18 protein-coding genes are annotated in these 15,626 nt (G+C 47.1%); 7 read left to right on the top strand and 11 right to left on the bottom strand.

Going from position 1 to position 15,626, the window contains the following annotated elements; all coding sequences use genetic code 11:
* Positions 1-152 precede the first annotated feature (152 nt).
* Genes SHEWANA3_RS10840 through SHEWANA3_RS10820 form a run of 5 tightly spaced genes read left to right on the top strand, consistent with a single transcriptional unit; the run spans position 153 to position 2,245 of the window.
* Positions 153-812: a Bax inhibitor-1/YccA family protein gene (locus SHEWANA3_RS10840; RefSeq protein ID WP_011717039.1), complete on the top strand. Its 660-nt coding sequence runs from the start codon at positions 153-155 to the stop codon at positions 810-812.
* 59 nt (positions 813-871) lie between these two features.
* Positions 872-1,261, top strand: a complete 390-nt coding sequence (tusD, locus tag SHEWANA3_RS10835) for a sulfurtransferase complex subunit TusD (protein ID WP_041413025.1) — start codon at positions 872-874, stop codon at positions 1,259-1,261.
* Between the two features lie 14 nt (positions 1,262-1,275).
* A complete protein-coding gene (tusC, locus tag SHEWANA3_RS10830) occupies positions 1,276-1,632 on the top strand; it encodes a sulfurtransferase complex subunit TusC (RefSeq protein WP_011717037.1) in 357 nt (118 codons plus the stop codon).
* Positions 1,632-1,913, top strand: a complete 282-nt coding sequence (tusB, locus tag SHEWANA3_RS10825; RefSeq protein WP_011717036.1) for a sulfurtransferase complex subunit TusB — start codon at positions 1,632-1,634, stop codon at positions 1,911-1,913. The genes tusC and tusB overlap by 1 nt, the downstream gene beginning before the upstream one ends.
* The gene (locus SHEWANA3_RS10820; protein WP_011717035.1) at positions 1,907-2,245 is read left to right on the top strand and encodes a TusE/DsrC/DsvC family sulfur relay protein; all 339 of its coding nucleotides are present in this window, start codon (positions 1,907-1,909) and stop codon (positions 2,243-2,245) included. Before tusB ends, SHEWANA3_RS10820 begins: the two co-directional genes overlap by 7 nt.
* A 67-nt stretch (positions 2,246-2,312) precedes the next feature.
* Here the strand turns inward: SHEWANA3_RS10820 and SHEWANA3_RS23905 are convergent, their stop codons facing one another.
* From SHEWANA3_RS23905 to lrp, 7 genes are all read right to left on the bottom strand, one after another.
* Positions 2,313-2,435 (bottom strand): hypothetical protein, encoded by a 123-nt coding sequence (locus SHEWANA3_RS23905; protein WP_011622734.1) that lies wholly within the window; start codon positions 2,433-2,435, stop codon positions 2,313-2,315.
* A gap of 18 nt (positions 2,436-2,453) precedes the next feature.
* Positions 2,454-3,740 carry a serine--tRNA ligase gene (gene serS / locus SHEWANA3_RS10810; RefSeq protein WP_011622733.1) on the bottom strand — a complete coding sequence of 429 codons (1,287 nt, stop codon included), beginning with the start codon at positions 3,738-3,740 and terminating at the stop codon, positions 2,454-2,456.
* An 18-nt stretch (positions 3,741-3,758) separates the two neighbouring features.
* On the bottom strand, positions 3,759-4,133 hold the full coding sequence (gene crcB / locus SHEWANA3_RS10805; RefSeq protein ID WP_011622732.1) for a fluoride efflux transporter CrcB: 375 nt from the start codon (positions 4,131-4,133) through the stop codon (positions 3,759-3,761).
* Positions 4,126-5,457, bottom strand: coding sequence for a replication-associated recombination protein A (locus tag SHEWANA3_RS10800; protein ID WP_011717034.1), 1,332 nt, complete (start codon positions 5,455-5,457; stop codon positions 4,126-4,128). The genes crcB and SHEWANA3_RS10800 overlap by 8 nt, the downstream gene beginning before the upstream one ends.
* Before the next feature lie 8 nt (positions 5,458-5,465).
* Positions 5,466-6,086: an outer membrane lipoprotein chaperone LolA gene (gene lolA, locus SHEWANA3_RS10795; RefSeq protein ID WP_011717033.1), complete on the bottom strand. Its 621-nt coding sequence runs from the start codon at positions 6,084-6,086 to the stop codon at positions 5,466-5,468.
* Positions 6,087-6,155: 69 nt separating this feature from the next.
* Entirely contained in the window at positions 6,156-8,909 is a 2,754-nt protein-coding gene (locus SHEWANA3_RS10790; RefSeq protein ID WP_011717032.1) for a DNA translocase FtsK 4TM domain-containing protein, read from the bottom strand.
* 321 nt (positions 8,910-9,230) lie between these two features.
* The gene (gene lrp / locus SHEWANA3_RS10785; protein WP_007647640.1) at positions 9,231-9,737 is read right to left on the bottom strand and encodes a leucine-responsive transcriptional regulator Lrp; all 507 of its coding nucleotides are present in this window, start codon (positions 9,735-9,737) and stop codon (positions 9,231-9,233) included.
* Between the two features lie 180 nt (positions 9,738-9,917).
* On the opposite strand from lrp, the gene ald reads away from it, so the two are divergent.
* Positions 9,918-11,033 (top strand): alanine dehydrogenase, encoded by a 1,116-nt coding sequence (gene ald, locus SHEWANA3_RS10780; RefSeq protein ID WP_011717031.1) that lies wholly within the window; start codon positions 9,918-9,920, stop codon positions 11,031-11,033.
* A gap of 250 nt (positions 11,034-11,283) precedes the next feature.
* Complete coding sequence (trxB, locus tag SHEWANA3_RS10775) at positions 11,284-12,237, top strand: thioredoxin-disulfide reductase (RefSeq protein WP_011717030.1); 954 nt, start codon at positions 11,284-11,286, stop codon at positions 12,235-12,237.
* A gap of 193 nt (positions 12,238-12,430) precedes the next feature.
* Here trxB and rplT read toward each other — a convergent pair whose 3' ends face one another.
* The 4 genes from rplT to thrS all read right to left on the bottom strand — a co-directional run bounded on the left by rplT (position 12,431) and on the right by thrS (position 15,558).
* The gene (gene rplT, locus SHEWANA3_RS10770) at positions 12,431-12,787 is read right to left on the bottom strand and encodes a 50S ribosomal protein L20 (protein ID WP_006081652.1); all 357 of its coding nucleotides are present in this window, start codon (positions 12,785-12,787) and stop codon (positions 12,431-12,433) included.
* A 16-nt stretch (positions 12,788-12,803) separates the two neighbouring features.
* Positions 12,804-12,998 carry a 50S ribosomal protein L35 gene (gene rpmI / locus SHEWANA3_RS10765; RefSeq protein ID WP_011072303.1) on the bottom strand — a complete coding sequence of 65 codons (195 nt, stop codon included), beginning with the start codon at positions 12,996-12,998 and terminating at the stop codon, positions 12,804-12,806.
* 85 nt (positions 12,999-13,083) lie between these two features.
* Entirely contained in the window at positions 13,084-13,626 is a 543-nt protein-coding gene (gene infC, locus SHEWANA3_RS10760) for a translation initiation factor IF-3 (RefSeq protein WP_084294816.1), read from the bottom strand.
* A gap of 3 nt (positions 13,627-13,629) precedes the next feature.
* Positions 13,630-15,558: a threonine--tRNA ligase gene (gene thrS, locus SHEWANA3_RS10755; protein WP_011622724.1), complete on the bottom strand. Its 1,929-nt coding sequence runs from the start codon at positions 15,556-15,558 to the stop codon at positions 13,630-13,632.
* Positions 15,559-15,626: the final 68 nt, after the last annotated feature.

The following is a 15,626-nucleotide window of genomic DNA, read 5'->3' as shown; positions in this document are numbered from 1 at the left end:
AACTTGTTATTTGTGGCGTGAATCCTTTAAGCCCAGCGCTGTTTTCGGTAGTATTCACCCAGTTTTACTGGATTTACGATATTAATGGGAACTCTCGTCCCCGTTAAAAATCAAAATGATCAGTTTGGATTTAAAAGCTAATGGAGAAAGATATGACTCAGCAAACCTTGTACTCAGCTAGTGCATCCACCCTAGAAGTGAATAAACTTCTTAAAAATACCTATTTATTGTTGGCCATGACCCTCGCCTTCTCGGCATTGTGTGCAGGCTTAGCGATGGCACTCAATATCAGCCCTCTGATGTCACTCGGTTTATCTATCGGTGGTTTAGTGCTGTTGTTCGTTACCCTACGCAAAGCCGACTCCGCTGCGGGCATCTTCTGGGTATTTGCATTTACCGGTATGGAAGGCGCCTCATTAGGTTATATGCTTAACCACTACGCCGGCATGACCAATGGCTCTGAGCTTATCATGCAAGCTTTAGGATTAACCTCGGTTATCTTTATTGCACTCTCGGCCTATGCAGTCACAACGAAGAAAGATTTCTCTTTCCTACGTGGTTTCCTGTTCGCCGGATTGATTGTGGTGATCGCTGCTGCGCTGATTAACATTTTCGTGGGTAACAGTGTGGCCTTTATGGCGATTAACGCGGGTCTTGCGCTGTTAATGACCGGCTTTATCTTGTTCGATACTAGCCGTATCGTGAATGGCGGCGAGACCAACTATATCCGCGCCACTATCTCCTTGTATCTGGACTTTTTAAACCTGTTCATTGCCATTTTGCATTTGCTTGGCATTGGTAACGATGATTAATCCCCTTTTCGGGAAACTTACGCTAAAATGGCCCTACTTTTAGGGCCATTTTTTTTATGATGAGCAAATTTATTATCCAAGTAAACGGGCCAGCCTATGGCACGTCGGCAAGTGTGAATGCCCTACGTTTCACCCAAGCCTCCCTGCAAAGCGGACATGAGATTGTCAGCGTGTTTTTCTATCAGGATGGCGTGTATAACTCGACGGACTTTAATCTACCCGCATCCGATGAATATGATGTGGTTAAAGGCTGGAAACAACTGGCGGCCGAGCATCAAGTCTCCCTCGTGAACTGTGTTTCTGCGGCATTAAGACGCGGCATAGTCTCGCAGCAAGAGGCGCAGGAGAACGGGTTAAGCCACTGGAATGTGGAACATTCTTTTATTATGGGTGGACTAGGTGAACTGGTCACGGGAATTGAATCAGCCGATCGTTTGATCTGCTTTTAAGCTTCGGAAATGTTATGAAAAAAATCTGTATATTGTTCCGAAGCGCGCCCCATGGCACCACTAAAGGCCGCGAAGCCTTAGACTTTGCCCTGTTAAGCGCCAGTTTTGAGCAAGAAGTGAGTTTAGTGTTTGTCGATGAAGGCGTGTTACATCTGCTAAAAGACCAACAACCCGAACTTATCGGCGGTAAAGATTACCTCGCGGCGCTAAAAGCGCTCCCGCTGTACGACATCGAATCAGTATTCGCCTGCAAACAGTCCTTAGGTGACTACGGTTTAAGCCATGGCTTGTTGTCTATTTCGGTGACTATCTTAAACGATGAAGCCATCTCGGCTCACTTAAAAGCCGTTGATGAGGTCTTAGTATTCTAATGATTTTACATCATATTCAAACCTCGCCCAGCCGAGACAATGCCCTCAAACTTTGCCTACGTTATGCTTGCAAAGAGGATGCGATTTTACTCTCGAGCGATGGCGTTAACGCATTATTACTGCGCCAATGGGCCATGGCGCTATCGCCTTTTAAGGTGATGGTGCTCAAAGACGATGTTATCGCCCGTGGCTTAATGGAACGTCTTAAAAACATTAGTCAGATTGATTACAACGAGTTTGTCGCTCAATCTCTGCAGCACGATAAGGTGATTACGTGGTAAATCCGCTTATATTTAATGGCGTCGAAATTGAACGCGACCATCAAGGCTATTTGAAGAATATCGCCGACTGGCAGCCGGATATGGCGCCGCTATTAGCCCAAGAAGAACAGATTGAACTGACCAGTGCCCACTGGGAAGTGGTCAATTTTGTTCGGGATTTTTATCTGGAATATAAAACCAGCCCTGCGATCAGAGTGTTAGTCAAAGCCATTGGTCAAGCCTTAGGGCCGGATAAAGGTAACTCTAAGTACCTCTATACCCTTTTTCCGGTGGGTCCTGCCAAACAGGCAACAAAGATTGCGGGTTTGCCTAAACCTGCCAAGTGTATTTAAGGTTTAATCACTTCTGCTAACAAAAAAGGTATATTCCACTGGAATATACCTTTTTATTTGAGTCGTGCTATTTCACGTTTTCTAACACAACCCAGACGGCTTTACCTAGGGTGGCCAACATCACAGCGCAAAACACGGCGATGACAGCGGTGTAGGAAAGCCAACGAAGATAACGTTGACCTTTATCCATGGTGTTGTGTTACGCCAATTAACCGATCTGAGTCAGTCCACCCATGTATGGGCGCAGTGCTTCAGGAATGGTCACGCTACCATCGGCATTTTGATAGTTCTCTAAAATCGCAACTAAAGTACGACCTACCGCGAGGCCTGAGCCGTTTAAGGTGTGCAGCAATGCAGGCTTGTTATCTGCCTTAACGCGGTAACGTGCTTGCATACGACGTGCTTGGAAGTCCTTCATGTTTGAACATGAAGAGATCTCACGGTAAGTGTTTTGACCTGGTAACCACACTTCGATATCGTAGGTTTTGCTTGAGCCAAAGCCCATGTCACCGGTACACAGGATCACTGTGCGGTATGGCAGACCTAGGCGTTGCAGCACGGTTTCAGCGTGGCCAGTTAGCGCTTCGAGCGCCGCCATTGAGTCTTCGGGCTTAACCAGTTGCACTAATTCCACTTTATCGAATTGGTGCTGACGGATAAGACCACGGGTATCTTTACCGTATGAGCCCGCTTCACTGCGGAAACAAGCGGTATGCGCGGTTAACTTAATCGGCAATTCATCTTCATCGACAATGCTGTCACGCACTAGGTTCGTTAATGGCACTTCTGCGGTTGGGATCAGGCTTAAGCCTTGGCCTTCTTCGGTCGCAGGTTTAGTGTGGAACAAGTCTTCACCAAACTTCGGTAATTGGCCAGTACCCAGTAAACTTGCTTCGTTAACCAGTAATGGTACGTAAGCTTCGGTATAACCGTGCTCAGTAGTGTGCAGATCTAACATGAACTGACCTAATGCGCGGTTTAAACGGGCGATTTGGCCCTTCATGACGATAAAACGTGAACCAGTGATTTTCACTGCGCTTTTGAAATCTAAACCGTTTAGGCCTTCACCTAAATCGATATGATCTTTAACTGGGAAATCGAAGCTGCGTGGTGTGCCCCAACGACGGATTTCGACGTTTTCAGTCTCATCAGCACCGATAGGCGCAGACTCATCTGGCAGGTTTGGCATCGACATAGCAATCGCGTTCACTTCTTCAAGTACCGCGGCCAGCTCGACTTTCTTCGCATCTAATTGCGCACCTAAATCGCCAACCTGCGCCATGATGGCATCCACATCTTCGCCGCGGGCTTTTGCTTGTCCGATGGACTTGGAAATAGCATTACGCGAAGCTTGTAACTCTTCAGTCGCCACTTGCAGTGACTTACGTTTTTCTTCTAATTGAGTGAGATGAGCGACATCTAAAATAAAACCACGGGTAGCTAATCGCTCAGCGGTAACTGCTAATTCGTTGCGCAAAAATTTAGGATCTAACATGTGATATATTCTTAATAGTTAAATGCGAGAAAAAACCAGTTGTTGGCCTAAGTAAACCATAAACAAACATAGACTTAGGTTCAACACCACATTCAAAGCCGCCTTCAACCAATCTCCTTCTTGCATCAGCAATAAAGTTTCGTTTGAGAAAGTTGAAAACGTTGTCAAAGCGCCTAACAGGCCAACGCCGATCAGGGCTTTGAGTTCTGGGCTGATATGACTCATTTGTCCCAGTGCGTAAATGACGCCCATTAAAAATGAACCGAGGACATTGACCAACAGTGTACCAAAAGGAAAACTGCTGCCAAATACTTGGATCATGAATATTGAAATAAGATAGCGAAAAACCGCACCAATGGAACCACCCAAGGCCACAAGTAAGAGATTATTCATACCTTTTTCTCCCACTGGCTTGATCTAATTGCGCTAATTGCGCCAATTTGTCCTTAATTCGCTTCTCAAATCCGCGTTCGGTCGGGAAATAAAATTGCGACTCTTGTAAGGATTCGGGGAAATAATTCTCGCCGCTGGCATAGGCATTGGGTTCATCGTGGGCATAGCGATATTCGGCGCCAAAACCCATTTCCGCCATAAGTTTGGTCGGCGCATTGCGCAGATGATAGGGCACGGCCTCTTGGCCGGTTTCGCGGGCCAGCGCCCTCGCCGCTTTAAAGGCGGTGTAAACGGCATTACTCTTAGGTGCACTGGCTAAATACACAATCGCTTGGGCAATCGCCCGCTCACCTTCGGCAGGCCCAACGCGATGGAAACAATCCCAAGCATTGAGCGCGACTGTCATGGCATTAGGGTCTGCATTGCCCACATCTTCCGAGGCTATGGCTAATAAGCGTCTGGCGACATATAGCGGATCGCCGCCGCCTTCTAAAATACGGCAAAACCAGTACAGCGCAGCGTCGGGCGCAGAGCCACGAATCGATTTATGTACCGCCGAAATCAAATCGTAAAACTGATCGCCATTTTTATCGAACCCCGCCACTTGATGGCCAGCGACTTGAACTAGCATCTCAGTGGTAAAACTGCCGCCATCGGCCACCATATCGCTCATCAGCTCAAGCAGGTTTAGCGCCTTGCGCGCATCACCGTCACAGAGCTGCGCCAGCTTATTGAGCACATCCGTTGGCATGACTAACTGGCGTTGCCCTAACCCACGTTCGGGATCCGTTAAGGCTTGGGTGATGATATGCACTATCTCGTCTTGGCTTAAGCGCTTGATAAGATAGACACGCGCCCGTGACAGCAAGGCGTTATTGATTTCAAATGAAGGGTTTTCAGTGGTCGCCCCAATAAAAATCACAGTGCCATCTTCAATGAAGGGCAAAAAGGCGTCCTGCTGACTCTTATTAAAGCGATGCACTTCATCGACAAACAGCAAGGTGCGTTGGCCACGAGACTGGGCAACGGCTTGGGCCTGCTCGATAGCGGCGCGAATGTCTTTTACCCCCGAGGTGACCGCCGAGATGCGTTCAACATGGGCATTGGAATAATGGGCGATAAGTTCGGCAAGTGTCGTTTTACCTGTGCCCGGCGGTCCCCATAACATCATCGAATGGGCTCGGCCCGCTTCTAATGCTTGGCGCAGTGGTTGGCCTTCCCCCAACAAATGGGCTTGACCTATATACTCGGCAATCGTCCTTGGCCGCATACGCGCGGCTAAGGGACGAAAATCAGGCGCAAAATTAAACGATAAACTGCTCACGCGTAAACCTACTGGCTTTTAAGACGTTGATCATCCACATCAACGTTTTCTGGCAACACGAACTTAAATAACGCTTTATCCGCGGCGCTAATGCTGTGTTGATTGCTCAAATCAAACTGGCTCTGGTTGCCTTTATCATCGAGCACATTGAATTTATTCAGCGTGCCTTTGTTAAAACAGACATTGACCGAGGAGATCCCGGCATCCGTGGCCTTAGGTTTGATTTCATAACAGTCTTGCTTCTTGGCGACGCTATATTGTGACCAAGTGGCGTCATCGCGGTGAACCAATAAGGCGATCGGCGATGCATTAATGGCTTCAGCAAAATCCATGATCACCACTTCTTCGGCGAAGGGATTATAAATCCATAAATCTTTACCGTCGGCGACAATTTGGGATTCATCGGGCGCGGTTAAATGCCAATAGAACTGGTTTGGATGGGCAAGCGCGAATACACCCGCGCCCGTTTGGATAACCTTTTTATTGATATCGGTAACGGTTTGCTTGAAATCCGCCTTGAGTGACTCAGTGCCGTTTAAGGTTTCGCGTAATTGCTTTGCGTCATCGGCCAATACTGCATTGCTGTATAACAATGGTGATAACAACACAGCACACAACAGTTTTTTCATAGGTATCCTTTGGACTAAAAGTTGAACTCGCCGCATTATGGCGAGTTCAAACTGACATCTAGCTTAACATTAATAGTGTTTCGGGGCCGGCGGTGCCAGCACTTCGCGGTTACCATTATGGCCCTGCGCCGAGACCACGCCCTGCATTTCCATTTGTTCGATAATACGTGCTGCGCGGTTATAACCAATCTTAAATTTACGCTGCACACTCGAAATCGAACCGCGGCGGGTTTCGGTCACGAAGGCGACAGCCTCATCGTAAAGGGGATCGTATTCTTCATCGGATTCGGCGGTTTCACCCGGCAAGAGCACTTGTTCGCCCTCACTCACGCCATTGAGGATCTCATCAATGTATTGTGGCTTACCACGGGCACACCAATCGGCCACCACACGGTGAACTTCATGGTCATCGATAAAGGCACCATGGACACGGTTTGGCACCGCGGTGCCGGGCGGTAAATACAACATGTCACCCATACCCAATAAGGTTTCAGCGCCTTGCTGATCCAAAATCGTACGGGAGTCGATACGGGAAGACACTTGGAACGCCATCCGTGTCGGGATGTTGGCTTTAATTAAGCCCGTGATCACATCCACCGATGGACGTTGGGTCGCAAGGATTAAATGAATACCCGCAGCACGGGCTTTTTGAGCGATACGGGCGATCAACTCTTCCACTTTTTTACCGACAATCATCATCATGTCAGCAAATTCGTCGACGACAACCACAATCGATGGCAGTTTATCTAAGGCTGGCGCCTCAGGCTCCATGCTGTCAGATGACTTCCACATGGGGTCTAAAATCACTTCGCCATTAGCTTTCGCCTCGGCAATCTTGGCGTTATAGCCCTTGATGTTACGAACGCCCATCATAGACATTAGCTTGTAGCGGCGCTCCATCTCACCCACACACCAGCGCAGCGCATTGGCCGCTTCTTTCATGTCGGTAACCACTTCACAGAGTAGATGTGGGATGCCTTCATACACCGACAATTCCAGCATTTTCGGGTCGATCATGATAAAGCGAACATCTTCAGGGCCAGACTTATACAATAAGCTGGTGATCATCACGTTTACCCCGACCGATTTACCCGAACCTGTGGTACCGGCAACCAGTAAGTGCGGCATTTTGCCTAAATCAACCACCACAGGCTCGCCGGAAATATCTTGGCCAAGCACCATGGTCAGGTTCGACTTGCTCTCGGTAAAGGCTTCGCAATCGAGTACATCACGCATGTACACGGTTTCGCGGAACTTGTTTGGCAGTTCGAGACCCACATAGGATTTACCCGGAATCACCTCAACCACACGTACACGCTCGGCCAGCAGTGAACGTGCTAGGTCGTTGGCGAGGTTTGAAATCTTCGAGGCTTTAATGCCTGGGGCTAAATCCAGCTCAAAACGGGTGATCACAGGACCGGGATAAACCCCCACCACTGTGGCCACAATGTTAAAATCGGCAAGCTTGGCCTCGACTAAGCGGGCAACTTGCTCTAATTCCTCAGGGCTTATCGGATTCTTTTTACGATTAGGCACATCCAGCAAGCTGATGTTTGGCAGCGGATCCATAGGTTTTGCTGGAACAGGTTTATCTTCTTGTCCCGGTAAAACCACAATCCCATCGACAATCTTCGCCTTTGGCGCTTCTTTTTGACGTTGTGCCTGAGTCACCGCGCCCGTTGAGGCTTTAGTATCAAAATCGATGACATCTTCATCGTTAAAACCTAACTCGTCTTCATCCTCGTCATCGAGCATGGTTTCACGATGGAATACGGGTTCGTCATCGCCATCGTCATCTTCGAATACGTGCGCCTTGAACTCTGTTTCATCCTCTAAATCTAATTCGGCTGCTTTGGGCTTAGCCACCCAAGGCGGCGCCTCAAAATGGCCATGTTCAGCCACGGCGCTGGCTTGATCCAATTGGGGCTCAACTCGTTGTTGGCCTTTAGGTTCAGCCTTGGCTTTATTGCTGTTTAAGCTCAAGATTTTTGCGAGCGCCGACAGCTTGCCCTTACCTGTACTCGCTTCGGTGATGATTTCGTCGCTGACTTCTTCCTTTTCCTCCTTCACTGGGCGAGTGGTAAAGATGCGACTCGGTGCGACTTCAGGCTCACGCACTCTGGCTTTTTCAAGCTGGTGCTGTGAATCACGGCGCTGCTTAAACTTATCAACGACCGTCATAAAACCACGGGTATCTTCGGTTTCACGCTCACGTTTAAGTGCTTGTGGCAGACGTTTGAGCTTTCTGAAGCACCAAATGGAAACAAAGCCGACCTTCTCGACCACAGTTAACCAGCTGATCCCGGTTAACAGCGTAAAGCCCGAGCCTAAGAAGCACAGCAGCAACAAGGTCGTGCCGAGCTTATTAAAATACGGCAACATGGCTTGGCCGATAACATCCCCTGCCACACCGCCAGCGGAAAATTCATAGATGTTATTAGCATTCATGCTGGCTAATGCCGAAAAACCGAGGATAAGCAGCAGAAAACCTATGATGCGCAGTGCGACTGAAAAGTAGTCAATTTCCAATAAATCATGGGCGCGTTTGAAAAGCAGCCAACCTGTCGAGGCCACAATAATCGGCATGATGTAGGCAGTGACGCCAAAAAAGTACAGCAGAATGTCGGCAATCCACGCCCCTACTGCACCCGTCCAGTTTTTGATATCGCCTTGAAAATGAGACTGGCTCCAGCCCGGATCCGACGGACTAAAACTGGTTAAGGCAAGCAAAATATAGGTGGCTAAAACACAGCAAATGATGAGTCCGCCTTCGAGCAGACGCTGCAGGCCTGAGAGCGTGCGTACACTATTTCCTTGAGACAAACGACTTAATCCATAAAAATGAAAACAGGTGGGCTAACGATACCAGAATCCCACTAAATGTGGAGCATCTTAGGGCGTTTTTATCCTAAGAATTACTGGTACAAGGCAAAAAATCGGCGCTAATGACCTAAAGCACAGGTTTTCAACATTAACTGACTATTATGCAACCAATTTACCCGCTGAACAGAAGATAAAAACCAGATAAAAATTCGCCCTTAAGCTGGCAAACCTAAGGGCTAAGCAAGGTCATTTTTGAGTTCGAAACGGTGATCGTAGGAATAAATAAGGGGCCGAGGCCCCTTATTGTAAACGTTCAGGGTATTAAATATCGGAGAGCAGATGGTTTATCGCGACACGACTCGTGTGTTTCACTTCTTCCATCACCACGTAAGTACGGGTATCGGACACTGAAGGTAATTTCAGCAGCGTCTCACCGAGTAAACGGCGATAAGCTGACATATCAGAAACACGTGTCTTCAATAAGTAGTCAAAGTCACCAGAAACCAGATGACACTCTTGAATATCATCTAACAGTTGCACAGCGCGATTAAACTTATCAAATACTTCGGGAGTATCACGGCTCAAGGTGATTTCCACGAATACCAGTAGGGATGCACCCAAGAAATGAGGATTTACCAAGGCGGTATAGCCGTTGATATATCCTTGCTTTTCGAGTCGTTTCACTCTTTCTAAACACGGAGTGGGACTTAATCCTACTCTTTTAGACAGTTCCACATTTGAAATGCGTCCATCAATTTGTAATTCATTAAGAATGTTGCGATCGATGCGATCCAAGTCTTTTACAGGACTCTTTTTATTATATGCCATTTATTTAACCTTGCTTTATCACTAAAACAACATTTTATTCTACGTATGTCTAAAGTTCAGCAGCATAAACTGCGTCGCCGATACTATACTAGATATCCCTGAATTAATCACGTTCAGGTCACGATAAAATAACAATTATGCCCATTAAAAGTGGGTTTTTCAGGCAATTGAGGCTCAAAAATGATTATTGGTGTACCAAAGGAAATTAAAAACCACGAGTATCGTGTCGGTATGGTTCCTTCAAGCGTTCGCGAATTGACCATCAAAGGTCATGAAGTGTTTGTCGAAACGAATGCCGGCACGGGAATTGGTTTTTCAGATCAGGATTATGTTGATGCAGGTGCCGAAATATTAGCAACTGCTGCTGAAGTCTTTGCTAAAGCAGAGATGATCGTAAAGGTAAAAGAGCCTCAAGCAGTCGAACGCGCTATGCTGCGTCATGACCAGATTTTATTCACTTATCTGCATTTAGCGCCGGATTTACCACAAACTGAAGATTTAATTAAAAGTGGTGCCGTATGTATCGCTTACGAAACAGTAACCGATGACCGTGGTGGCTTACCTTTGCTGGCCCCAATGTCAGAAGTGGCTGGTCGCATGTCTATTCAAGCGGGTGCGATGGCGCTGGAAAAATCTTCTGGTGGCCGTGGCATGCTTTTAGGCGGTGTACCAGGTGTCGAGCCTGCAAAAGTTGTGATCATCGGCGGTGGTATGGTTGGTACCAATGCTGCACAAATGGCTGTGGGCATGGGTGCTGATGTTGTAGTGCTTGACCGTAGCATCGATGCACTGCGTCGCTTAAACGTACAATTTGGTTCTGCAGTTAAGGCTGTTTACTCAACTGCCGATGCGATCGAGCGCCATGTATTAGAAGCTGATCTCGTGATTGGTGGCGTATTAATTCCAGGTGCTGCGGCGCCTAAGCTTGTGACACGTAGCATGATCGCTCGCATGAAGCCAGGTAGTGCTATCGTTGACGTAGCAATCGACCAAGGTGGTTGTGTGGAAACTTCACATGCAACGACTCACCAAGATCCAACTTACATCGTTGATGATGTAGTGCATTACTGTGTCGCGAACATGCCAGGTGCTGTTGCCCGCACTTCAACCTTCGCCCTGAATAACGCGACTCTGCCTTATATCCTTAAGTTAGCTAACTTAGGTTATAAAGCTGCCCTACTACAAGACAAACACTTACTGAACGGTTTGAACGTGATGCACGGCAAACTGGTTTGTAAAGAAGTGGCGCAAGCATTAAATCTTGAGTACACAGCGCCAGCAAGTTTATTAGCCTAATCATATGAGAGCCTAGGTCCTTCAGACCTACTCTGCTTTGTTCGGCCTCACTCTGTTGAGGCCGATTTTTTATGCTGATCACAAATATCTTCACCCGTGCGGGGTTTAAGCCAAAGCCTTAGTAAACTCAGGCTGACAATTTGCCTTAGGATTCGATTAGCATAATCTAAAAGAATCACCAAACAGCGCTTTACCCCTACAGGTAAATTCCCTACAATCCATGCAATTTGCTAAAGGCACGGAGAGAAAAATGAGCCAAGTCAGACACAGTAACCTATTGATTTTAGGTTCAGGTCCCGCAGGATACACGGCCGCAGTTTATGCTGCGCGCGCAAACTTAAAGCCTGTGATGATTACAGGTATGCAGCAAGGTGGTCAGTTAACCACCACGACTGAAGTTGAAAACTGGCCAGGTGATGCAGAAGACTTAACGGGTCCAGCATTAATGGAACGTATGCAAAAGCATGCGGAAAAGTTTGATACTGAAATCCTTTTCGACCATATCAATGAAGTCACACTGACTGAGCGCCCTTTCCGTCTAAAAGGCGATAACGGTGAATACACCTGTGATGCGCTGATCATTGCGACAGGCGCCTCAGCTCGTTACTTAGGTCTGGAGTCAGAAGAAGCGTTCAAAGGACGCGGCGTATCGGCTTGTGCGACCTGTGATGGTTTCTTCTATCGCAATCAGAAAGTTGCAGTCATTGGTGGTGGTAACACAGCCGTTGAAGAAGCGCTGTATTTGAGTAACATCGCCGCCGAAGTGCACTTAATTCATCGCCGTGACACCTTCCGCTCAGAGAAAATCCTTATCGACCGTTTAATGGATAAAGTAGCTAACGGCAACATTATCCTGCACCTAGATCAAACCATGGAAGAAGTGGTTGGTGACGCTATGGGTGTGACAGGCCTGAAAATGAAGAGCACCAAAGATGGCGCTATCACAGATCTGGCTGTTGCCGGTGTGTTCGTGGCCATTGGTCACAGCCCAAATACTGGGATTTTCGAAGGCCAGTTAGAGATGAACAACGGTTATCTGAAGGTGCAAAGCGGCCTTCAAGGTAATGCGACCCAAACCAGCATTGAAGGTGTGTTTGCCGCGGGTGACGTTATGGACCAACATTACCGTCAAGCGATTACCTCTGCGGGTACCGGTTGTATGGCAGCATTAGATGCTGAGCGTTACTTAGACGCTAAAAAATAATCACGCGCAGAAACCATCGGATCTGGTTCTTAGTTTTAGCGAGATTCAAATAGAAATAGCAGGCATCAGCCTGCTATTTTTTTATCTGTATTTTGTGACTCGCCTGAAGCAAGCCTCAACGCTATTTTGGACGGGTCACAGCAACAAAAAAAGGGACCGAATGGTCCCCTCTTAAGTGCGGCAAACTAATTGCTTAGTTTAACGCTTCTTTTGCTTTTTCAACTAAAGTTGCGAATACAACTTTGTCGAATACAGCGATGTCAGCCAAAATCTTACGATCGATTTCGATAGACGCCTTTTTCAGACCGTTGATGAAACGGCTGTAAGACAGACCATTTTGACGAGCTGCAGCATTAATACGTGCAATCCACAGTTGACGGAATTGACGTTTTTTCTGACGACGGTCACGGTAAGCATATTGACCAGCTTTAGTTACTGCTTGAACAGCAACGCGGTAAGTACGGCTACGAGCGCCATAATAACCTTTAGCTAATTTTAAAACTTTCTTGTGACGAGCACGTGCGGTTACACCACGCTTAACTCTTGGCATTTTCTAATCTCCTAAATTAAGCGTATGGTAATTGACGCGCGATTGCTGGAACGTCAACTTTAGCAACTAAACACTTGTTACGTAAGTGACGCTTACGCTTAGTGCTCTTTTTGGTCAGAATGTGACGTAAATGGGCTTGCTTGCGCTTGAAACCATTAGCGGTTTTCTTAAAACGCTTCGCTACACCTCTGTCGGTTTTCATTTTAGGCATTACTAAAACTCCGCATTGGGATGTTAAATAAAAAGCAAGGCGAGCGAAGGCATATAGCCTTCGCTACTTTTATAGGTTGCCCTACTTATTTCTTTTTAGGCGCGAGCACCATAATGGCTTGTCGGCCTTCCATTTTCGGGAAGGATTCAACAATTGCATACTCATCCAAATCTGTTTTGATACGGTTCAATAGATCCATACCTAGGTTTTGGTGAGCCATTTCGCGGCCTCGGAAACGCAGCGTAATTTTCGCTTTGTCCCCGTCTTCCAGAAAACGTATCAGGTTGCGTAGTTTTACCTGATAGTCGTTTTCGTCAGTTCCAGGACGGAATTTGATTTCCTTAACCTGAACCTGTTTTTGCTTCTTCTTTTGTTCCTTTTGAGCTTTCGCTTTATCAAATAGGAACTTACCGTAGTCCATAATGCGACATACTGGAGGTTCAGCGTTTGGACTAATTTCGACTAGGTCTACACCCGCTTCATCTGCCAAATTCTGAGCATCTCTGATGCTCACCACACCAATAGCTTCACCATCAATGCCGGTTAAGCGTACTTCTGGTACACCTGTGATTTCTTCATTGATTCTATTAGGGGCCAGCTGACGCCCTGCTGTTTTCTTGATCTTTATGACCTATTCCTCCAACAATTTGAGACTACGGAGCGAAATTTGTTGATGGATCTTAGCGGCGAAATCTTCAATTCGCATCTTACCTAAGTCAACGCCATCACGTGTACGCACCGCAACTTCCTTATTTTCCATTTCCTGATCGCCAACGACCAATAAATAAGGAACACGCCTTAAGGTGTGCTCGCGTATTTTAAAGCCTATTTTCTCATTCCTCAAGTCAAATGAGGCGCGAATACCTTGTTCTTTGAAGAATTTGACCACTTCTTCAACATAATCAGCCTGTTTGTCGGTGATATTCATCACGACAACTTGCATTGGAGCCAACCAAGTTGGGAAACGACCTGCGTATTCTTCGATCAAAATACCTAAGAAACGCTCCAACGAGCCTAAAATCGCACGATGGATCATCACAGGCGTTTGACGGCTGTTATCTTCGGCGACATAAGTTGCACCTAAACGGCTCGGTAATGCGTAGTCTAATTGCACAGTACCGCATTGCCATGCACGGTCTAAACAGTCGTGCAGCGTGAATTCAATCTTAGGACCGTAGAAGGCACCTTCACCCGGTAAAATGGTGAATTCGATATTGTTCGCACGTAAGGCTTGCTTGAGTGCTTCTTCGGCTCTGTCCCACATTGCATCGTCACCGATACGTTTTTCAGGGCGAGTTGACAGTTTTACAACGATGTTCTCAAAGCCAAATGTCGAGTAAGTGTCGTATACCATTTGGATACAAGAGCTAACTTCTGCTTGAACTTGATCTTCAGTACAGAAGATATGGGCATCGTCTTGAGTAAAACCACGTACGCGCATCAGCCCATGCAGTGAACCTGATGGCTCATTGCGGTGACAGCAACCAAATTCCGCCATACGCAGTGGCAGATCACGGTAAGATTTCAAGCCTTGGTTGAAGATCTGTACGTGGCCTGGGCAGTTCATTGGCTTAACCGCATATTCACGGTTTTCACTGCTGGTTGTGAACATGGCTTCTGAGTATTTATCCCAGTGACCGGAACGTTCCCACAAAACGCGGTCCATCATCAACGGACCTTTCACTTCTTGGTAAGTGTATTGATTTAACTTACGGCGAATGAAACGTTCTAATTCGAGGAAGATGCTCCAACCGTCGTTATGCCAGAACACCATGCCTGGTGCTTCTTCTTGCATATGGTAGAGGTCAAGTTGCTTACCTATTTTACGGTGGTCACGTTTAGCCGCTTCTTCGAGGCGGGCTAAATGGGTGCTCAGGGCTTTTTTATCCGCCCATGCTGTACCGTAAATACGTTGCAGCATCTTGTTTTCAGAGTTACCGCGCCAGTAAGCGCCAGCAATGCTCATCAATTTGAAATGGTGGCAGAAACGCATGTTTGGCACGTGTGGACCACGACACATGTCGGTGTATTCTTCGTGATGATACAGCGCTGGAGTTGCATCTTTGCTGATGTTCTCATCCAGAATCGCGATCTTGTATTCTTCACCGCGTGCGGCAAAGGTATCACGGGCTTCTTGCCAGCTCACAACGCGTTTGACTACGTCGTAATTGGTTTTCGCCAATTCCAGCATACGTTTTTCGAGGGCTTCGATATCTTCTTGAGTCAGCTTGTGCTCAAGATCGATGTCGTAATAGAAGCCGTTATCGATCACAGGACCGATCGCCATCTTGGTTTGTGGCCATAATTGCTTGATTGCATGGCCTAATAAATGCGCGCAAGAATGGCGAAGGATTTCAATACCTTCTTCGTCTTTAGCGGTAATAATAGAAAGTTCAGCATCGGTTTCGATCAGATCGCAAGCGTCTTTTAGTTCGCCATTCACGCGACCAGCGATACAGGCTTTAGCAAGACCAGGGCCGATATCAGCGGCAACATCGAGAGTCGATACGGGATGTGCAAACTCGCGCTTGCTACCATCAGGAAGTGTAATTACAGGCATGAAATATCCTTGTCCAGTGGTGACCCACACGTAGGGCCACATGGTGATTAAGTAAAAAGAGAATGCTC

Source organism: Shewanella sp. ANA-3 (assembly GCF_000203935.1).
Taxonomy (GTDB): domain Bacteria; phylum Pseudomonadota; class Gammaproteobacteria; order Enterobacterales; family Shewanellaceae; genus Shewanella.
This window is presented reverse-complemented; position numbering and strand designations above follow the sequence as displayed.